This window comes from Lysinibacillus parviboronicapiens, from assembly GCF_003049575.1.
Lineage (GTDB): Bacteria > Bacillota > Bacilli > Bacillales_A > Planococcaceae > Lysinibacillus > Lysinibacillus parviboronicapiens.
In genome coordinates, this window is the sequence record NZ_PYWI01000001.1 from 1 (window position 1) to 20,224 (window position 20,224).

Annotated in this window: 17 protein-coding genes, 1 pseudogene and 1 riboswitch; of the genes and pseudogenes, 5 read left to right on the forward strand and 13 right to left on the reverse strand. The window is 38.8% G+C overall.

Annotated features, from left to right (window positions below; translation table 11 throughout):
* A pseudogene (locus tag C9J35_RS25160) lies at positions 1-292 on the reverse strand (hypothetical protein); the annotation flags it as partial.
* Positions 293-516: 224 nt separating this feature from the next.
* Between C9J35_RS25160 and C9J35_RS00010 the strand changes: the two are divergent.
* Positions 517-786: a translation initiation factor 2 gene (locus tag C9J35_RS00010; protein WP_107922926.1), complete on the forward strand. Its 270-nt coding sequence runs from the start codon at positions 517-519 to the stop codon at positions 784-786.
* Positions 787-1,031: 245 nt separating this feature from the next.
* On the opposite strand, the gene glnA is transcribed toward C9J35_RS00010, so the two are convergent.
* Positions 1,032-2,366, reverse strand: coding sequence for a type I glutamate--ammonia ligase (glnA, locus tag C9J35_RS00015; RefSeq protein WP_107922927.1), 1,335 nt, complete (start codon positions 2,364-2,366; stop codon positions 1,032-1,034).
* Positions 2,367-2,870: 504 nt separating this feature from the next.
* Between glnA and C9J35_RS00020 the strand changes: the two genes are divergently transcribed.
* Genes C9J35_RS00020 through C9J35_RS00035 form a run of 4 tightly spaced genes read left to right on the forward strand, consistent with a single transcriptional unit; the run spans position 2,871 to position 6,582 of the window.
* Positions 2,871-4,001 (forward strand): SpoIIE family protein phosphatase, encoded by a 1,131-nt coding sequence (locus C9J35_RS00020; RefSeq protein ID WP_107923286.1) that lies wholly within the window; start codon positions 2,871-2,873, stop codon positions 3,999-4,001.
* Between the two features lie 6 nt (positions 4,002-4,007).
* Entirely contained in the window at positions 4,008-4,427 is a 420-nt protein-coding gene (locus tag C9J35_RS00025) for an ATP-binding protein (RefSeq protein WP_107922928.1), read from the forward strand.
* 22 nt (positions 4,428-4,449) lie between these two features.
* A complete protein-coding gene (locus tag C9J35_RS00030; RefSeq protein ID WP_107922929.1) occupies positions 4,450-6,144 on the forward strand; it encodes a methyl-accepting chemotaxis protein in 1,695 nt (564 codons plus the stop codon).
* 51 nt (positions 6,145-6,195) lie between these two features.
* Complete coding sequence (locus C9J35_RS00035; protein WP_107922930.1) at positions 6,196-6,582, forward strand: STAS domain-containing protein; 387 nt, start codon at positions 6,196-6,198, stop codon at positions 6,580-6,582.
* Positions 6,583-6,628: 46 nt separating this feature from the next.
* On the opposite strand, the gene C9J35_RS00040 is transcribed toward C9J35_RS00035, so the two are convergent.
* The 11 genes from C9J35_RS00040 to C9J35_RS00090 all read right to left on the reverse strand — a co-directional run bounded on the left by C9J35_RS00040 (position 6,629) and on the right by C9J35_RS00090 (position 20,206).
* Positions 6,629-7,975: a sodium-dependent transporter gene (locus C9J35_RS00040; RefSeq protein ID WP_107922931.1), complete on the reverse strand. Its 1,347-nt coding sequence runs from the start codon at positions 7,973-7,975 to the stop codon at positions 6,629-6,631.
* A gap of 256 nt (positions 7,976-8,231) precedes the next feature.
* The gene (locus C9J35_RS00045; protein ID WP_054767205.1) at positions 8,232-8,819 is read right to left on the reverse strand and encodes an ECF transporter S component; all 588 of its coding nucleotides are present in this window, start codon (positions 8,817-8,819) and stop codon (positions 8,232-8,234) included.
* A 225-nt stretch (positions 8,820-9,044) separates the two neighbouring features.
* Positions 9,045-9,240: riboswitch (FMN riboswitch) on the reverse strand.
* A 188-nt stretch (positions 9,241-9,428) separates the two neighbouring features.
* On the reverse strand, positions 9,429-10,739 hold the full coding sequence (locus tag C9J35_RS00050) for an RNA polymerase subunit sigma (RefSeq protein ID WP_107922932.1): 1,311 nt from the start codon (positions 10,737-10,739) through the stop codon (positions 9,429-9,431).
* The gene (sigX, locus tag C9J35_RS00055) at positions 10,736-11,269 is read right to left on the reverse strand and encodes an RNA polymerase sigma factor SigX (protein WP_107922933.1); all 534 of its coding nucleotides are present in this window, start codon (positions 11,267-11,269) and stop codon (positions 10,736-10,738) included. The genes C9J35_RS00050 and sigX overlap by 4 nt, the downstream gene beginning before the upstream one ends.
* Positions 11,270-11,440: 171 nt before the next feature.
* Positions 11,441-13,213: an ATP-binding protein gene (locus tag C9J35_RS00060; protein ID WP_107922934.1), complete on the reverse strand. Its 1,773-nt coding sequence runs from the start codon at positions 13,211-13,213 to the stop codon at positions 11,441-11,443.
* Positions 13,206-13,922 carry a response regulator transcription factor gene (locus C9J35_RS00065; protein ID WP_107923287.1) on the reverse strand — a complete coding sequence of 239 codons (717 nt, stop codon included), beginning with the start codon at positions 13,920-13,922 and terminating at the stop codon, positions 13,206-13,208. Before C9J35_RS00065 ends, C9J35_RS00060 begins: the two co-directional genes overlap by 8 nt.
* Before the next feature lie 114 nt (positions 13,923-14,036).
* Complete coding sequence (gene ccsB, locus C9J35_RS00070; protein WP_107922935.1) at positions 14,037-15,218, reverse strand: c-type cytochrome biogenesis protein CcsB; 1,182 nt, start codon at positions 15,216-15,218, stop codon at positions 14,037-14,039.
* Complete coding sequence (gene resB, locus C9J35_RS00075; protein WP_107922936.1) at positions 15,215-16,888, reverse strand: cytochrome c biogenesis protein ResB; 1,674 nt, start codon at positions 16,886-16,888, stop codon at positions 15,215-15,217. Before resB ends, ccsB begins: the two co-directional genes overlap by 4 nt.
* A 13-nt stretch (positions 16,889-16,901) precedes the next feature.
* The gene (gene resA / locus C9J35_RS00080) at positions 16,902-17,435 is read right to left on the reverse strand and encodes a thiol-disulfide oxidoreductase ResA (RefSeq protein WP_054767204.1); all 534 of its coding nucleotides are present in this window, start codon (positions 17,433-17,435) and stop codon (positions 16,902-16,904) included.
* Between the two features lie 367 nt (positions 17,436-17,802).
* On the reverse strand, positions 17,803-18,534 hold the full coding sequence (locus C9J35_RS00085; RefSeq protein ID WP_107922937.1) for a pseudouridine synthase: 732 nt from the start codon (positions 18,532-18,534) through the stop codon (positions 17,803-17,805).
* 601 nt (positions 18,535-19,135) lie between these two features.
* Positions 19,136-20,206: a D-alanyl-D-alanine carboxypeptidase family protein gene (locus C9J35_RS00090; protein ID WP_107922938.1), complete on the reverse strand. Its 1,071-nt coding sequence runs from the start codon at positions 20,204-20,206 to the stop codon at positions 19,136-19,138.
* Positions 20,207-20,224 lie beyond the last annotated feature (18 nt).

Below are 20,224 nucleotides of genomic sequence, written 5' to 3' on the forward strand. Positions count from 1 at the left end.
AGATGTGTATAAGAGACAGTCCTTGGGGACCTGTTGCTCCGGCTACTCCCGCTAATCCCGCTAATCCTTGGGGGCCTGTTGCTCCGGCTACTCCCGCTAATCCTTGGGGACCTGTCGCTCCTGTCGAACCGGTAGCTCCAGTTGCCCCTGTAGCACCTACAGGGTCTTGAATTTCATATGCACCATAAGGATATCCGTTACAACCAAATTCATTGCATTTGAATTTCATTGGATAATTACATTTTGCGTCACATTTGAAATTATCATTATTTCGATTGTAATTAAACCTCAATTATTTCACCTCCTATCCCACTTGCATAATATTCTTAAATTAAGCAAACGCCATAGTTAAAATACCTAGAATATAAGGCTGAATAATACGGCTGTCACTAACTTCCTATTGTTCAGTACAACAACCATTCAAGCTGCAACATAATTATTTGTCACTTTTCTTTCCTTTACATCATAGGATACAGTTGAGATATGAGATCAATATGAAAGCAAAGGGGTTATTTAATGAATGATTATAATAAAAATCCACAACAATCTTTGGATACAACAGAAATTCAAATAGCCAGACTTGCATATATCGGTGCTTCCATCGCAACATTGGGCGACGGACTGTCTGCTGTTGCAGCAGGTCTCGCGTTAAATGCGTTAGAAAAATCGAATAACCAGAATACCCAAAATCAAAATAAAGATCAATCTAAAGAAGTAGATGATCTGCAAAAGCAGATAGACTATTTAATAAATGAATTAAAAAAAATAAAAAAGGTCATGAGATAAGTTACACTTCTTGGACAAGATGAATTGACTAGTGCTAGTCAAAACGCACTTTTATCATCTGTACCAAATGATTAACTAGCGTGGCTCGTTAAACTCGCAAACTACCTTGCCTATTTATAGTTTTGACAAATATACAGAGCAAAAATAAAAATAATTCTTGTGGGCAATTTGTGGACAGCAAAACAAACCCATGTGGGCAAAAAAACAAAGAAGTGTCGGAGCGCTACAGCTCCAACACTTCTTTTCTAGTACATCGTCATATATTCATCGCGTTCCCAGTCGTGGACGCGTGTGCGGTATTTGTTCCATTCAATTTCTTTTGCTGCTGTGAACTTCTCAAAAATATGATCTCCTAATGCTTCACGTACGATATGATCCATCTCTAGTTCAATAAGTGCATATTCCAGTGAGGACGGCAAGCTATCTATGCCATTCATTTCGCGATCTACACGAGTCATCTTGTAAATATTACGGTCCACTGCGTCCGGAGGTGTTAAGTCCTTCCGAATACCATCGAGTCCAGCGGCTAAAATTACAGCCATCGCTAAGTAAGGGTTTGCTGCTGGATCCACAGAACGTAACTCAATACGTGTTGAGAGGCCTCGCGCTGCTGGTATTCGAATAAGTGGTGAGCGGTTTTGAGCTGACCATGCCACATAGCATGGTGCTTCATAGCCAGGCACTAAACGCTTATAGGAATTTACTAATGGGTTTGTCACTGCTGTGAAGCCATGCACATGCTTCATAATTCCCGCCATAAAGCTGCGTGCTGTTTGACTTAATTGCAACTCTGCATTTTCATCGAAGAAAGCATTTTTGTCGCCCTCAAAAAGTGAGAGGTTAAAGTGCATACCTGAACCGTTGACGCCGAATAATGGTTTTGGCATAAAAGTTGCATGTAGTCCATGCTGTGCTGCCACCGTTTTCACGACCAGCTTAAAGGTTTGAATATTGTCACAAGCTTCGATGGCATTTGCATACTTAAAGTCAATTTCGTGCTGACCAGGTGCAACCTCATGGTGAGATGCTTCAATTTCGAAACCCATCCCCTCTAATTCCAGCACAATATCACGGCGGCAATTCTCACCTAAATCGGTCGGTGCTAAATCAAAATATCCCCCACTATCATTTAACTCAAGAGTGGGATGCCCTTTTTCATCAAGCTTAAATAAGAAAAACTCTGGCTCTGGCCCTAGATTAAATGAAGTAAAACCTAATTCCTCCATTTCCTTTAATACACGCTTAAGATTGGAGCGTGGATCCCCCTCAAATGGTGTACCATCTGGTCGTGCAATGTCACAGACGAAACGTGCTACCTTGCCCTTTTCAGCAGTCCATGGAAAAATCACGAAAGTATCTAAATCCGGACGTAAATACATATCCGATTCCTCTATGCGCACAAAACCTTCAATAGAGGAGCCATCGAACATAACCTTATTGTTTAACGCCTTCTCTAATTGGCTAAGAGGTATTTCAACGTTCTTAACTGTTCCCAATATATCAGTAAATTGTAGGCGAATAAATTTCACATTTTCTTCTTTCACCAGGCGGACAATATCTTCTTTTGTATAATGTTTCATTCTTCACCACTCCAATTGTCATTTTTCCTTACGCGATATTTATAACTGATATTAAAATACACTAACCGAAGATGAAAAAGCAATATATATGTTATGTTTTCTTACATAGATTTTTTAGAATAATTTCATCTTTTTTGTAGATGTATAGAGTGCTGGTATTTTTAAGAAAAAAATATGCTAACTCGACTTTTAATCTGTCAATTGTAATTTGGTCACTTGGTTGTATTTTCATTAACGAATTAGTCATGACTTATATGAGTTTTGCAAGCCTATTAACATAAGAAATAAGTCGTAAAACATGCAAGCGTTCATATAACATAAACGCCATTGAAAATTTCTGATTTTATATCACAATAGTCTTGTATAATGTCTTTTTTATTGGTAAATTTATAGCAAATTAGAATTTCCAAAATTGCTCAAGCATTTAAAGAATTGCGAATTAAAACATATATTTAGATGAGCAAATAGTTCTAACGATACCTAAGGCGGTGAATGGTAAAAAGCATGTCAGTTTTAATTATTGGTAGTGTCAGCAATGATGTATTGCGACTGCAAAAATATTTTCATCGCATTGACATCAAAAGTGTTCATTGCTTTACCACAACAGAAGCGGCGATGAATTATTTATTAGACGATTTAAAAGAGGATCTCGATTTAGTCATTTTAGATGCGAAATTAACACTAAAAAATTGTGAGGAAATTTGTCAACAAATTGCTGAATTACAGAGCTGGATAGATGCCCCCATTCTACTCTCCACTACTTATGAAAAATCGATTACCATCGACAGAGTTTTCGAGGCAGGCATATTCGATTTTATATTAAAGCCATTTGATTTCACCCATTTCAAAACACGCATTCAAGTTGCCTTAAAATATCGAGGAGAAGCTAAACTTCGCAAGCAGCAAGAAAGTAGTATTCAGAAGGATTTAATTATCGCCAAAAAATTCCAAAAGAACGCATTATCACCAGCGTTAAATCTCAAACATATTCAAATTGATGGACTATATGTTACTTCCAACACATTAGGTGGTGACATGTACAGCTGGTTTAAAATCAACGATGATTTAACCGCAGTTCTACTCTATGATGCGATGGGCCATGGCATAGCTGCCTCACTTGTCACTATGTCCATAAAATCGTTACTAAGAGGAATTATTACTAGATTAATAGACCCCGTGGCCGTTATTCACGAACTCAACCATCAAATATATGAGTTGTTTTCAGATGAGGATATGGATCGTTTTTTAATGACTGCTATTTATATTCTAATTGATACGAAAAATGGCACCTTACATTATGTCAATGCAGCTCACCCATCTGGATTTTTATACGGCAAATATGGAGAAACGGTGTTCCTGCCAGCGAATACACCTATCTTAGGTCTTTTTCCGACTATTCAAATCAACAAAAAAACGATACCTTTATCCGGTTGGCATCGCATCATACTTTATACCGATGGTTTACTTACACTAAATGAAGAACAAGTAATCGATTTAGATTTCTTTCATTCCTATGCATCTCAAGATAACACCTATGCCCTGCAAAAATTTTCGCAAAAATACGATTTATTCGAAAACGAATATAGCGATGATATTACAGTAGTTTCAGTAACGATAACATTACAAGGTAGGTGATTGCTGATGGAGTTCACACTCAATGTAAAACCTAACATGCAGGCTATTAACTTTGTCGATCAAGTAATGGAAAATTATATGACTGTCTATAATCTTCCTTATCAAAAAGAATTACGATTTGTGGTGCATGAATTAGTAATTAATGCTGTCGAGGCCATGGAAAAAAAAAACACAGATTCACAGGAAAAAATTCAAGTACATGTTATCCAAAAGGATGATGAGATACGGGTAACGGTCATTGATGACGCAAAAGGAATTGCTGTGAGTGATTGGCAAAAGGTCTTTGAATTTGATTTACATAATCTCACTTCTTCCGATCGGGGACGAGGGTTATTATTCATAAAAAATATGGTTGATAGTATTTGGTTTGAAAATATATCAGAAACAAAATTTTTAGTTGGTATTTCAAAAAAATTTCAAGCGTAATATATACATAGGAGGAATTCTAATGAAATTGACAATTCGGAAAAAAATGACCTTGCTCACATTTACTTGTATTTTACTACTCACTTCACTGCTAGCTGGTATTAACTATTATGGAGCGAAAAAGAATTTATTAGAAAGTGCCAATACAAAGCTTTTATCAGACATTCAGTTAAGCTATCAATTTTTAGATGCTAAAATCCCCGGAGAATGGAAAATCGTAAACAACCAATTATATAAAGGCGATGTCAGCATGGTAGAAAATTTTGAAGTCGCTGATATAGTTGGTGAGCTCACAAACGGGAACGCAGTCTCCATCTTTCAAAATGATACACGAATTAGTACAAATATCGTGGAATCTGGTGAACGCGCTCTTAATACAAAAGTCTCCGATGAAGTAGCTAGCGTTGTACTCGAGCAAAAAAAGCGTTTTCTTGGCTCTGCCAATGTTTTAGGGAGCATGCATCAAGCTGCCTATGACCCTATTTTAGACACCAATGGAGAGGTCATTGGTGTGTGGGCAACAGCTGTCCCAACGGCACCCTATATAAAAATTGCAACAAAATCTGCACTAGAAAATATTTTGATTTCCTTAGGTATAGCCATTTTGATTATTGGTTGTATTAGCTGGTTTTTACAACGTCAAATTATTACACCTATCAATATACTTAGTACAAATGCCCGAGAACTTGCCAACTTAAATTTAAACGTCAAATTATTACAACCAAAAGGAAAAGATGAGATTGCAGATTTAGCCCAAGCCTTTAGTGATATGAAAAATCGCTTAGGCGAAACAATGACCATTGTGGCCGGCAGTGCCAACCAAATTGCAAGCTCTTCTCATTCTTTAGCAGAATCATCACATCTCACAAGTGAAGCAGCCAGCCAAATTGCGTTAACAATGAACGAAATAGCTGTCGGGACTACGACACAATCAGATCAATCTGAAAGAATTGTGAATATGATGCAAAAAACGATTGATGAAGTAACTCATAGTTTACAAAAGGCCGAAGAAACTTTAAATAACGCAATAGCTTCAACACATATTGCACGTAAAGGTGACGAGGCAATCAATGAAGCCATTAAACATTTAAGCGCGGTAACAAAAACAGTCTCTTATGCTACTGATTCTATTCAAAAGCTTGGTAAGCGCTCTGAAGAAATTGGTGGAATTATTACAGTCATTACAGGTATTGCTGAGCAAACAAATTTACTTGCGCTCAATGCGGCTATTGAAGCAGCTCGTGCAGGCGACCAAGGAAAAGGCTTTGCAGTGGTAGCTTCAGAGGTTCGTCAGTTAGCAGAGCAATCTAGTTTAGCTTCAGGACAAATAACGAATTTAATCAATGATATTCAAGCAGAAACATCCGTGACAGTTCGTACAATGGAAAGTAACTTATTAGCTGTAGAAGAACAAGTGACAATCATTAATAAAGGAGGGAGTGCCTTAAAAGAAATTGTTGAAAAGGTGGTAGAAACCGAAGTAGGCGTTAAACAGATGAAAGCTGCCTTCGCTCATGTCAACGACAATTCTCTCGGTGTCCAACAAGCCATTCAAGATATTTCAAGAATTATTGAGGATTCAGCTGCTGCTACCGAAGAAATTGCAGCAACCTCAGAAGAACAATATGCAACAGTGGCAGAAATCACACATAGTTCAGACGATTTAGCAGCAATCGCCCATAAATTACAGCATGAAGTAAATAAATTTAAGTTTTAATCTGTAATAAAAGAACACCAAACACGAAAAGAAACATGGAGGCGTTATAGTATGGCTCAGAAAAAAATTGCAATGGATATTAGCACAAAGGCTAATTATATTGTCATTACCTTTACTGGTGATTTGGAATATGGGGTAATCGAGGATATTAAAAAGGATCTTCAAGCTTTGAAATTAGAAACTAAGCACGGCTACATTATCGATATGCAAAAAGTAACGAATATTGATAGTACAGGCTTTGGTATGATTGTCAATTTTGCCAAGAAAGTTTCTGTTAATGAAAAAAGAATTGCCATTATTGTCGTTGATGACTTCATCCTTAACTTATTTGCTATTTCCCAATGTGATAAAATATTCCCAATTGCGAAAAGCGAGGATGAAGCGCAGCAAATCATCAAAGAAGGCTGGTCTGGCGAGTTATCGCTAAGTGAATATTAATATACACAAAGGGCGTATTCAAATGAATGAGTACGCCCTTTTTAATTTAAAATTTTAGCAGCATATTTAACATGACAACACTAATGACAATCGGCACTACAATTAACATTAACAAGCGGTATGTCCTAAAATACCCTTGCCCCATTTGACTGCCTATCAGTAATTCTTTTTTGACAAATTCCTTATCAACCACATAGGCAATAAAAATGGCAATCAATAAATTACCTAATGGCAACATTAAATTTGACACTAAAAAATCTGTTGCATCAAAAACTGTTTTTCCAAAAATCGATACATCTGCTAATAGACTTGATGATAAAGCTGATGGAATGGCAGCGATAAATACAACCACACCGAGTAACAATGTCAATGCAGAACGTGACATCTGCCATTTTTCAATAAATGCTGCTACTATTATTTCATATAAACTAAAGGACGATGTCAGTGTAGCAAATAAAAACAGCAATAAAAACATCGCTAAAAATATTTCACCAAATGGCATTTGACTAAAAGCTGTTGGCAGCACCATAAATAATAACCCTGGTCCAGATGCAGGCTCTAAATCAAAGGCAAAGACAACAGGAAAAATTGCTAGACCAGCAAAAAATGACACAAGTACAGTTAGTATCACCACTGATCCTGCCGAATTCGGTAAGCTAACATCTTTTTTCAAATACGAGCTATACGTCACAAGGCATGAAAATCCGACGGCCAAGCCAAAGAATGATTGCCCTAAAGCCTCTAACAACGCCTTTCCTGTAATATGTGTAAAGTCGGGCCACAAGAAGAACTTAACCCCCTCCATGGCTCCATCTAACGTTAACGCACGCACTACAAGTACAACGAACATTAAAAATAATAATGGCATCATCCACTTATTTGCTTTTTCAATTCCATTTTGCACACCAAGTGAGATAACAAGTACATTTGCCAGCGTAAACAATCCCAAGCCAAGCAGTGTAATCCAAGGCGTCCCTATAATGTTAGCAAATAGATCACTAGGGTTCACTGCGGGATCAATCACCGCTCCCGTCACACCAAGGCCGCTATAAACAAAAATCCAGCCTCCTACTACACTGTAAAAAGTTAATAGCAGAAAACAACCAAGCACACCCATACGGCCAATCCATGCCCAGCCCTGTTTCGTAGGTACAACTTTTTTATACGCTGTTACAGCCTCTGACTGTGTACCACGTCCTAAAATATATTCTGATAATAGCATCGGCAAACCAATCAACAATGTAAATAACACAAAAATAAGGAAAAATGCACCACCACCACTTTGACCCGTGACATATGGCAGCTTCCATATTGCGCCTAGCCCAATTGCCGCTCCTGCCGATGCTAAAATAAATCCCAATTTACTGGACCACTGTCCGTTCTTTTGACTCATCTCTTCATACTCCTCAACATTCTAAACTCACACTTATTGTACATGAAATTAAGATTTTCGACTAGACAATCTCTAGTTGACCAGCAGAATATCTACTGTCTCGTGCTGTTATCCGTATTTTCGAGCTTTCTATCCGTCACTTCGAGCCTTCTATCCTTCACTCTCGGCTTTCTATCCGTCATTCTAAGCTTGCATCCAGCGCTCCCAAAATCTCATAAAAAAACCTCGAGCATCTACACACTCGAGGTTCGATCTATTATTTTGTGCTATACATTTGACGTTGACGTTCAATCCATTTACGCATTGTAGTGAATAGTAATGCCATGATGGCCGTTAATAAAATACCTTTTACAATGTTGAACGGTAAAATACCCGCTACAATCATTGTATATAAAGAATCTCCAACGACTGGCTCCATGCCTAAGAAGTAAGTGTACATTGGTAAAAATATCGCATAGTTTAAAAGGCTCATACCTACTGCCATCACAATCGTTCCAGCAACTAACCCTCCGACAAGACCTGCAACTGTTTTAAAACGATTAAAGATAAACGTTACTGGTAATATAAATAGAATGCCTGTTGCAAAGTTTGCAAGGTGACCAACTGGTACGCCTGTTGGTGTGCCTGAGAAAATCCAGTCTAGGACATTTTTAAATAATTCTACTAAAATACCTGCTACTGGCCCCATCGTGATCGCCGCGATAAGTGCAGGCATGTCACTGAAATCCACCTCTAGAAACGCTGGAAATGGCGGAATTGGGAAATTAAAAAGCATTAGTAAAAACGAAATACTACTTAGCATACCAATCGTAATAAACGACTGAAGTTTGACATTTTTTTTCATTGTAAAGCTCTCTCCTCTTTGCTGATTCAATCTCGCAAGAAGAAAGGCAACGATACTATCAATTCCCGTTCACGAAAAAACCCCTATGCACAACTAGCATAAGGGAGAATAGGCAAGGTTAAAAAACGCCATTATTAGCTATTTTTTTGCGTTTACTGTGCAAAATCCACACTGAAAAAACGCTCGATTATAGCTAAAATTCGCAACATCGAATGACGATCGTACCTCCATCTTCTCCCATCCAGACTATAACTGTCGGCCTTGGAATTGCACCAAGTCAGCCATGCAAAAAAAGATTTGCACAGGTCGCGGGCTGAAGAATCTTGTAGTAAATCTTTCGAGCTATTGTATGTATGCTACAATAGCGATTTACGATTCTATTACCGCCGGTCGGGATTTTCACCCTGCCCCGAAGATGAATCAATATTATTTTATCTTACAGCTTTACTATAATGAATTATTAACAAAAAGTAAATACTTCTGCTTAAAAAATCCGATTAAGTTTGTCAGTATTAATGCAACACGTTGTTAATATGCCTATATCCCATTACTTCCAATGTTTTATTCTTACATAAAAAAACAGCTACCCTTTAAAGGATAGCTGTTCCGTCATTCCGGCATATATTGCTTATTTGCCCCTACTGGCATTGGTAAGTACTTTGTTAAATCAAAGCCCTCCCAACTGTCCTGTACAACATTATCTAAGCGCAATTTCTTATCGAAGCTCGCAGCCGTTAGCATCATTGCCTCGATTAGCTGTGTTGCACGAACTGCATCCATTGTCATTAGATCAAGTTCCACATCAAAAGTTACAACGACACCATCCGCTTCTTCCTTCACCGTATAAGTCACATTTTCTGGTATTGCTGAAACATATACATCATCGTTTTTATGGCGCATGTCTGTAAGTGCCTCTGTTACGGTTGAAAACGTTTTACGGAAATCTGGCGATAAATACTCTGTGCCATTTGTTTCAGTATATACATAAAAATTATAATGTTCTCTTGGTATCAATGCCATTGGCTCACTTGGTTCACCCACTTGCGAAAACTCATAAGCCGTGCCATCTGCATTTTCAAAGGCAATTTCCTTATAATCAGAGTCTGAGAAAGTGTCCTTTAACGACCCTAGATACTTACTTACCGAGGCAGAAGCTATATCATAGGCATTTTTTTTAGGTAATACATGCACAAGTGTTTCGCCTTTTTCTTCCAACTCACCCTTATATGGATGGTAGTTTGTAAAGCCCATTGCTTCTTCATCTATTTGAGGAGCGTATTTTTCATACATTTGCAAAGATGTAGGCTTTTCCTTGCCAAAATCAGCTACAACGCGCTCATTCGGAATAATATACGTCATGGGTACACTCTCCGCTGCTTTCCCTCCGGCTAAACCAATGCGGAACACGACGGCATCTGTTAAGTCTTCTTCGTATACAGATGTTCGGAGCGACATCATCCGAGTATGTTCGGCAACGATACTGGAATCCATCACATTGTCACTACTTTCAATTTCCTTTGTAGCCCTATTTTCCGGCATGCTAGAAAACGTTGCACTATCAGGAGTTGCTTGATCTTTAGGCGAATCATTATTGTTAACAAACATGGAACCTGCTATTAAAGTCAGCACAAAAACAGCAGCAACACTCATAAATAGGGGCATTTTTTTATATTTACGTTTCGTTATCGGTAAATCTTTATTCTCTGCTTGTATAAAATCTTGTTTCTCGTTAACCTCATGCGTTGTTAGTTGGCTTTCATTTAGTTCTTGCACAGCCGCTTGAAGATGGCTATTGTCCTGCAAACGCGCATCTGCCAGCAAACGTTGCAACACTTCGTCTTTCGAACGGTGGTCAGATAGCTTAGGGGCGTTGTTCAATACCTGTTCAAGTTGGTCTTCGTCAAACTGTTTATGAGTCATTGCCGTTTCGCCTCCTGTTCACTAACCGGTTGTAACTGTTGTCTTAAAAATTTAATGGCTCGATGCTGCGTCGTTTTTACTTTTGCTTCTGTCCAATCTAATATTTGCGCTGTTTCAGCAATTGATAAGTCTTGGAAGTAACGCATAATAATGACCATTTTTTGGTCGCCTGTACAGTTTTCAAGCGCTGATTCTACCTGTAAAAATTCATCACTGGCCTGTAGTAATTCTTCCGGTGATGGCGTGGTTGAATGTAATTGTTCCGTTTCCCAGTCAAAAAAATCAAGTGAATGTTTTTGGCGTACTGCCTGCTTTCTAAAATGGTCGATGGCTACGTTTTTTGCAATAGCAAATAACCATGTCTTCTCACTGCTATTCCCTGCAAAGTTATCATATGAGCGCAGCACACGAACGTACACTTCATGCGCTAAATCCTCAGCAAGTGTACGGTTTTTCACTAAATAAATTAGGAACTGGAACACGTCTTGATGGTATGCATCGTATAGCCGATGGAACACGGAGTCATTCAAAGCACTCCACCCCCGTTCTTATAGTATTTGTCGTCTAACCTTCAAAGAAGTTACACTTTATCTATCTCTACATCGCAATTTTACTGTTTCACTATAATAAATCATTGGTAGTCGTCGTTACACATACACGACTATGTGTGATCGCCTACGTTGTCATGTAGCGTAAAAAAGTTAATCGAATGGTAAATAAAACGTGAACGTCGTACCTTTTTTTAAGACACTATCGACCATAATATTTCCGGAATGTGCCTTGACGATATTTCGGGCAATAGCAAGCCCAAGACCTGTGCCACCTTTCGATCGCGTACGTGCTTTATCTGCTTTATAGAAGCGTTCAAAGACATATGGCAAATCATCCTGAGGAATGCCATGTCCTGTATCCTGTACAGAAATCTTGGCAAAGGTTGGTTCCTTCTCCACTGTCACGATCACTGATCCTTCATCCGTATGACGCAGTGCATTATCAACTAAGTTGGTTAACACTTGTTCAATACGGTCTTCATCTATGCTTATTATCGCATCATCATTAAATTCACTATCGAAAATTAGTTGCACATGCTTTTCCTTTGCGACTTGCGCGAATTTTTGTGTAATACGCTCGAATGTAGAGTTAATCGGTAACTCATCTTTGTAGAGCGTCATATGTCCAGATTCCATACGGGCAAGATCCAATAAGTCCGTAACTAGGCGTCCCATCCGCTTGGATTCATCGTAAATGATTTTAGTAATTTCATTGCGTTCTTCTTGATCTTGAATGAAATCATCCATCAAGGCTTCAGAGTAGCCTTGGAGCATCGCAATTGGCGTGCGTAACTCATGCGACACATTGGCAATAAAATCAGATCGGAGCTTTTCTAGACGATGCTGCTCTGTCATATCCCGAATAACAGCCACCGCTCCACGTATCAATTCCCCACTATAGAGCGGGCTAATCGTGAACGTGTAATAATTTCCATCCATTTCAATTTCCTCTTCAAGCTTATCTTCAAACATCAGTACATGATCAAGCATATGATACAGTTCTGGTGGAATAGGCTTTGTACTTTGTGAACCCTTATTGACAAACCATTTTTGCATTAAACGCTCAGCTGGTGGATTGCTCAGTAATATTGTACGATCACGATTAAATGTAATAACAGCATCAGTCATCGAAGTCAGTATATTCGACAACTGCTCGTTTTCTTGATTGATAACCTCTAAATTGTGTTTCAGCTGCCGCCCCATTTGGTTAAAGGCAACTGCAAGCTGACCGATTTCATCATTTTGTGTAGTAGGCATTTTCGCTTCGAAGTTTCCTTTGGAAATTTCAAAGGCTAATTCACGCATTTTACGCAATGGCGAAGTAATACGTGAAGATAGGAAAAATGCAAAGAATGTCGTTAACACAAAGGCTATAAATGCCGCTAAAAAGACAATTTTCGTCGTCTCTTTCGATGTTTTATGTAGTGCATCTGGACTTTGATAAATAAAGACCGCACCATGTACTTCATTTTCCACGTTTAAAGGGAAGCCGAGTACGACATACGATTCCATTTTATCTTTGTCTGTTGAGGACGGCATCATCATTTCCTTAATGACAGGTTCATCTGATTGAAAAATTTCATGGAACGTTTTATTGGCCAAAATCGTATCTTGGATTTCTTTTTTATTGACGCCTTCTTGCATCGCAAATGACACTTCTACATGGCTAGTTGCAATAAGTGCGTTCGTACTATCTGGTAAAATATCTGTTAATAATTCCGAAGTGGTTTCTGCCGTTTCATTATCATCTACAATACTTGCAACTGTTGCAGCTGTTTGACGCAGCGAGATTTCTGCCTGCTGCATATGATAATTTTGAAGAAATTCGAGCATTAAAACCGTGAAAACAAATAATACAAATGAAACGAGAAGCAATATGGTTACCCATAGCTTCCCGACAACACTATTCCATATTCTATTCATTGACAACCTCAAATTTGTAGCCCACGCCCCAAACCGTGACAATCATTTTTGCAGCGTTTTCTGATACACGATTGAGCTTTTCACGTAAACGTTTTACGTGTGTATCGACTGTACGTAGGTCCCCAAAGAAATCATAGTGCCAAACCTCTTTTAGCAATTGTTCACGGTCAAATACTTTGTCTGGAGATTTTGCTAGGAAATACAGTAATTCATACTCTTTCGGTGTTAAATTCACTTCAATGCCCTCTGCCGTTACACGGTGTGCATCATGATCGATCATTAAGTGTTGGAATACAACCAAATCTTTTGAAGTAGATGTACTCGTTGTAGGTGAGAATGCTTGTGATCGGCGTAAAATAGCCTTCACACGCAGAACAACCTCACGAGGACTAAATGGTTTTACAATATAATCATCTGCACCAAGCTCGAAACCTTGTACGCGATTCGCTTCCTCGCCCTTCGCAGTTAATAAAATAATTGGTGTTGCAGCACGCTCGCGGATTTCAGCACACACTTCAAGCCCGTCTTTTTCAGGCATCATAATATCAAGTAAAATACAGTGATACTCTTTTTCTAAAGATTTCTCGATCGCTTCTTCACCATTCTCTGCTTCGTCAACTAGGTATCCTTCACGCTCTAAATACATTTTTAATAAGCGGCGAATACGATCCTCGTCGTCTACTACTAATACTGAAATATTTTCTGACACTGTCACGATCCCTCTCTTCCAATCTTTCTCTACCCTCTATTGTACATGGTACTTTACGTCTTGAAAAGAAAAGAAAGCCCTTTCGCTGCGGCGAAAAGGCTTTTCGTTTCACATTTACGCGTAGGAGTGTAAACCGGCAAGAATTAAGTTAACGGCAATTAGGTTAAATAAAATAATACCGAAACCAATTAATGCCAACCAGGCAGATCTTTCACCTTCCCAGCCTTTTGATAGACGTAGGTGTAGGAATGCTGCATAGAATAACCATGTAATAAGCGCCCATACTTCTTTCGGGTCCCAGCCCCAGAAGCGACTCCATGCAATTTGCGCCCAAATCATCGCAAAGATTAGTGCCCCTAACGTGAATACTGGGAAACCAATTAACACCGAGCGGTAACCGATTTCATCTAGTAATTGTAAGTTTACTCGTTTTACGAGCGGTTGGAATATCGCACTAATTCGTCGACGTGCAATTAAACGAATTAGTAAGTATAGTATAGAACCTACTAACAATGACCATACAACTGTTGTTAATTTTTTAGCATTGATAATGCCAGGCATTTCTACTAATGGTGACATACCATGTTCTTCTACTGCCTTATAATCATTCATGCCGAAAATAGGCGGCATATTGTAAATAATTTGACGGTCTTTTCCTTCTTTATCGACATACGTATATGTTGACTCGTAATCCATTGCACTGAATGTTGATGTCACAAGGACAAAGCCAACAACAATGATAATGCAATACATAACTGCTTCTAGCCAGAAGCGTTGCTTTGAAGCTTTTTTCACATCAACCACTTTTAATAAATAAATAAGCCCTGCAACCGCACTGATTGCTAAAATCGATTGTCCTAACGCAGCTGTAATCACGTGAATTGTGAGCCAGTGACTTTGCAATGATGGTACTAATGGACTTACTTCATTCGGGAACATCGCGGCATAGGCAATGATTAACAATGCCACAGGTAATGCCACCAAACCAAGAGCAGTCATACGATAAATAAAGTAAATTAAAATGAATGCTGCTACGATAAACATCCCGAAAGCAGTCGTAAATTCAAACATATTACTTACAGGAGCATGTCCTGTATGAATCCAACGCGTTATAAAATAGCTAAGCTGTGAAAGGAATCCAATTATTGTTACGACAATCGCGAGCTTGCCCCATATATGCGTGTTATTGCCTGTAGCATTCGATTGTTTAATCGCACCACCGAACAGTAATGTTGCCACAAGATAGGCTATAAATGCAACAAATAATAGATTTCCACTTAAGTCAATCAAACTCATAAGGTGTTGTCACCTTCCTTTTCTTTAATGCCACCATCCGTGGACTCTTCGCCTTCCTCTAACTTCTCTAACTGATCTATATAGTGCGGTAGACCAGCAAAGGCAGTCACGGCATCTAAATCTTTTTTCATACTAAACATATTTTTGTTTACATGGGCAGCCATTACGACTCCACCATCTGGTTCCACTTGTAACCATAGACGACGGTGATTCCAATAGGAACCAATCGCTACACCAATCATGAAAATAACTCCACCCACGAATAGAATAGGAATTGTGCGGTCCTTACGAATGGTAAAATTAGACACATTCAGTGTCTCTGAACCTGCAAATTTCATTTTGTACTTGGTTTCGCCAAATGGCTCCATTGTTTGTTTTATCGCAACAAAGCTTGTTTCACCATCTGGTGTTTCTGGTGTCGTCATTTTAAAGATGAACGCTGGATTTACTGGTAAAGACGATTTCGTTTGTGGCGCACCATTTTCAAAACCATTGAAATCTGGCGTATAAACTAATAGCTGGACTGATGCACCATTTCCTAAATTATATGCTTTTTTAGGGTTTGTTAAATCAATTTCAATTGTACCGAGTGATTCTTCAGTAGCTTTATTCACTAAATTAAAATTCATTTGTTTCAATTCATTTAGTCGATAATTCATTTGATAGAGAGCAAAGCCCGCTTCTTTCAATGGATGGTTGACACGAATCGAGTAATCTCTTACCTTTTCAAGATTATCTATATCCCCAGGAATAGCATCCTTTGGTTGTTTGTATAAAGTGATGTCTGATTGGAAGTTTTTCGCAACAACATTGACACCTTGTCTCACCTGTTCACCCTGCGGTTTATTATCATGCGTTTCTAAAATAAATTTACGGTTTTCAATAAAATAGCCATCCATGCCTGAAACAGCGCGCATTTCACCTTCACGAACCCATATCGACTCATCGACATAGAAACCAGGGACTAAACGTAGCATAACCCCACCTAAAAAGACAATTAGGCCGACATGGTTTATGTACGGACCGTAACGAGAGAAACGACCTTTTTCTGCAAGTAGCGCACTGCCATCTCGCCGAACATTATATTTCATCTCCGTCATTTTCTTTTCAACTTTATCAAGCGTCTCTTCAGGACTAGCTGTTACGTGTCCCTCTGCCACAATACGCTGGCGCTTCATGAAACTTTCATGGCGTTTGACACGTTGATTCTTTAGTGATTTATACAGCGGTATACCACGGTCTAAACTGGCAACAATAATTGATATCGCGAGCATTCCCACTAAAATTTGGAACCACCAAGTACTGTATAAATCCGATAGTCCCAATTGGTTATAAACTTTACCAAACCACCCATACACTTTCTCGTAATAGGCTGGTTTGCTAACATCAGGAGCATTTACATAAAGCTCTTGTGGTAGGATTGTTCCGATTGACGCAGCAACTAACGTAATAATGATTAGTGATATCCCCACTTTTACACTTGAGAAGAAATTCCAAATCTTATCAACAATCGATTTGTTGTAAGTTTTAGAGCGAATAGCGGTACCATCGTATCGCATGTCGACAACTTTATTTTGCTTTTCCTCTTCAGTTAAAGGACGACCACATTTCTCACATAACTTCGTGCCGTACGGGTTACTATGACCACAAGCACAAGTGATATTTTCCATCGTCATTTACTCCTTATTCTGGCTTTACTAATTCCATGTAAGAAGCGATATTCGCCTCCGTCATTTCACCTGTAATAATTTTTGCTACCTTGCCATATGGGTCAATCATCACCGTAGCAGGTAAGTTCCCAACGTTATAAGCAGTCATAACGTCCTTTGTTTTGTCGATTACTACTGGGAATGACAGATCATAATTATCGACAAAGCTTTGCACTTCAAAATCTGTTTGTGCAATATTCACGGCTAATGTTTGTACACCTTGATCTTTAAAGGCTTTATACTGTCGATCCATTGCAGGCATTTCCTTTTCACAAGGCTTACACCAAGTTCCCCAGAAGTTCAGAAATACCCCCTGTCCTCTATAATCAGACAGTTTATGTTTCTCACCGTTCAAATCTACTAACGTGAAGTCAGGTGCTTCAGAGCCCACTGCTACTAACTCTACTTTCTCCTTTGTTGCCGTTCCATATACTGTGTAACCAATCGCTAGCGCTAAAATTACTAAAATAATTGTCCGTGTTACGAGACGTTTCTTCTTTTTCTCCAAGTTAATAAACCTCCCTCTTCATTACCCCTCGGAGTAATTCTTGATGACGCTTTTGCTTTTGCACTGAAAAGCCTGCGTCCAGATGATTAATCCTTACCTGCCGCATTGCTTTCGGTACTGAAAGCAATTACTGCTGTCACAATTTTATGCCGAAACAAACATCTGTGACATTTGCGAGGCTTTAATTTATTCAGCGCTACCACTGGACGAAATTAAATAAGGTGTACTATTCTCACCTATTATAGCAAAATGATACAAATTTGCTTAGCTATTAATTATGAATGATTTATGACGTTTTCACCACAAAGAAAGTGAAAAACACACTATACGTATAGCGGTATGTTCACTTTCTGCATCAAATGTTCATTTAGCCGATTTGCCCAGTTTCAGCTAACACGCGCAGTTGCTTCACTTCATGCTTGGACAATTCACGGTATTCTCCTGGTGTTAGGCCATAAAGATCTAAAAAGGCAAAGCGCTCACGTTTCAGCTTGACAACAGGTGTGCCGATTGCCTCGAACATGCGACGTACTTGTCGATTACGCCCTTCATGAATGGTAATTTCACAAATTGCTTTACCTGCTTGCTCGTCAAAAGAGGTCATACTCACTTTAGCCGGTGCTGTTTTGCCATCCTCTAACTTAATACCACGCTGTAGCTTTTTTAAACCTTCAACTGTTGGCACACCTTTGACACGTGCAATATACGTTTTGTCAATTTTAAACTTAGGATGCGTCAGCATATAGGAAAATTCGCCATCATTTGTTAATAGCAATAACCCTGATGTATCATAATCAAGACGTCCTACTGGGAAGATACGTTGCGGCATATGCTTAAATAAATCTGTGACAGTTTTGCGTCCTTTATCATCTGTCACAGCAGAAATCGTACCACGTGGTTTATATAGTAAATAATATACTTTATCCTCTTTTTCAAGTTTTACGCCTTCAACCTCAATTGTATCTGAGTTAGACACCTTTGTGCCGAGCTCACGTACCACAACACCGTTGACCTTTACTTTACCTTCTACTATCAATTGCTCTGCTTTACGCCTTGATGCAACACCTGCATAAGCAATGACTTTTTGTAATCTTTCCATTGTTTCACCTCTAGTTTGAATTCACCTTGGCATCCGCCAAAAACCTTAACTTTAATACATCTAAAGAACAAGGTTATTTTTCCCGTTAATCTGTGAAAATTATGTCATACTTTTGTTCATTATTAAAGGAAAACTAATTATACACAAGTAATACGAGTATTCGAAATAGTTTTTTATTTGCCGTTGTCCTATGATTTAGACTTGTTCTTTATCCATATTCACTTCATTATTCTTCATTTATTTCTAATATACACTATTTTGAAGCTAGTAAATCGCATTCACAATATGCTAGTTTTTTTGTTGGTAAAAAAGTGGTTAACAAATAAATAGCATTAGAAAAACAGGACATTCCTTTATTCTAGGTTATCCACCCACATAAAAAACCCACCACTTCTGCAGCTTTTTAACATTATTCATTTTCATTAAACTTATTTTCAATGGTTAGTCCATCTTTACTCAATGCACTATTATTAGATTGTCTTGCTCTCGTTAAATTCACTGTCAACACATGCTCAATTGGAGCGCTAATGGGAAGATCAGTTTATCTAGTACGGTTACACCCTTTTTTCAACCCTCAAATAAACAAAAAAGCAGATCGCTTTTAACGATCCGCTGATTCTACAATTACGGGTGTTGCGTAGATGCGTTCTTCACCGATAAAAATGGAAAGTACAGCTTCCTTTCTTTTTCTAGAAACTTGTAGTACTTGCCTTACCGCCTCTTTTTCCTCTTTCTTTAACTGCAAACGAATCGGTTGCTCTAAACGAATGGCCAGTTTATCGTTCACATTATATTTGCCCTTTTTTACTACGGTCTCGATGTTGTAATTTTGCCACACCGAATTGGCTAAACCACGGTGTACATTCCAATCATCTGACTCATTCAATGTCACAACAATACAGGTTTGCCCGTCCTTTTGAAAGGCGGTTGCAAGTGTGCGACCAGCTACCTTTGTAAAACCGGTCTTGCCAGCAAACGCTGTACCTGTTGCAGATTTCAATGAACTTACAGGCTGCTCTGCCTCGTCATTTATTTCTGAAGCGACCCCTGAGCCTTCTCGTAATAAACGATGCTTATTTTCCCACAGCATGCCATTGACTGTATTTGCTCGATATAAGACAGTTGATGTAATTTTTTCAAACGATTTATTTTGAAGTGCCACTCGTAGCATTTCAGCTGTATCCCTCGCAGATGATAAGTGTTGATCATGATGTAAGCCCGACGGATTCATAAAAACTGTATTCGTGAGACCTGCAATCATAGCTCGCTCGTTCATTAAACGCACAAAACCTTCAACAGATCCACCTACATGCTCAGCTAATGCGGTTGCCGCATCATTGCCTGAACGTAGCATTAAGCCATATAACAGTGTTTCTACCGTAACTGTTTCACCTGCTTGCAAGTAGATGGAGGAACCCTCAGCCATTGCAGCATTCGGTGATATTACTACCTCTTCTTGAAGGTCACTATTTTCTATAGCGACAAGTGCTGTCCAAATTTTCGTTAAGCTCGCAATCGGAAGTCGTGCATCACTATTTACACCATTTAAAACACGACCAGTATCACCATCCAAGACGACATGTCCGCTACCACCTCTTGCCAAGCCGTTTTCCGGAAAAATCAAGAATCCCACTAACAACATCAACACCATTAAACGTACTAACCGAAGCAACAAGCCACTCCTTATTAA

Coding starts and splice junctions, on each gene's coding strand:
- C9J35_RS00010 (WP_107922926.1), top strand. CDS start 517: ATGAATGATTATAATAAAAATCCACAACAATCTTTGGATACAACAGAA.
- glnA (WP_107922927.1), bottom strand. CDS start 2,366: ATGAAACATTATACAAAAGAAGATATTGTCCGCCTGGTGAAAGAAGAA.
- C9J35_RS00020 (WP_107923286.1), top strand. CDS start 2,871: ATGTCAGTTTTAATTATTGGTAGTGTCAGCAATGATGTATTGCGACTG.
- C9J35_RS00025 (WP_107922928.1), top strand. CDS start 4,008: ATGGAGTTCACACTCAATGTAAAACCTAACATGCAGGCTATTAACTTT.
- C9J35_RS00030 (WP_107922929.1), top strand. CDS start 4,450: ATGAAATTGACAATTCGGAAAAAAATGACCTTGCTCACATTTACTTGT.
- C9J35_RS00035 (WP_107922930.1), top strand. CDS start 6,196: ATGGCTCAGAAAAAAATTGCAATGGATATTAGCACAAAGGCTAATTAT.
- C9J35_RS00040 (WP_107922931.1), bottom strand. CDS start 7,975: ATGAGTCAAAAGAACGGACAGTGGTCCAGTAAATTGGGATTTATTTTA.
- C9J35_RS00045 (WP_054767205.1), bottom strand. CDS start 8,819: ATGAAAAAAAATGTCAAACTTCAGTCGTTTATTACGATTGGTATGCTA.
- C9J35_RS00050 (WP_107922932.1), bottom strand. CDS start 10,739: ATGACTCATAAACAGTTTGACGAAGACCAACTTGAACAGGTATTGAAC.
- C9J35_RS00060 (WP_107922934.1), bottom strand. CDS start 13,213: ATGAATAGAATATGGAATAGTGTTGTCGGGAAGCTATGGGTAACCATA.
- ccsB (WP_107922935.1), bottom strand. CDS start 15,218: ATGAGTTTGATTGACTTAAGTGGAAATCTATTATTTGTTGCATTTATA.
- resB (WP_107922936.1), bottom strand. CDS start 16,888: ATGGAAAATATCACTTGTGCTTGTGGTCATAGTAACCCGTACGGCACG.
- C9J35_RS00085 (WP_107922937.1), bottom strand. CDS start 18,534: ATGGAAAGATTACAAAAAGTCATTGCTTATGCAGGTGTTGCATCAAGG.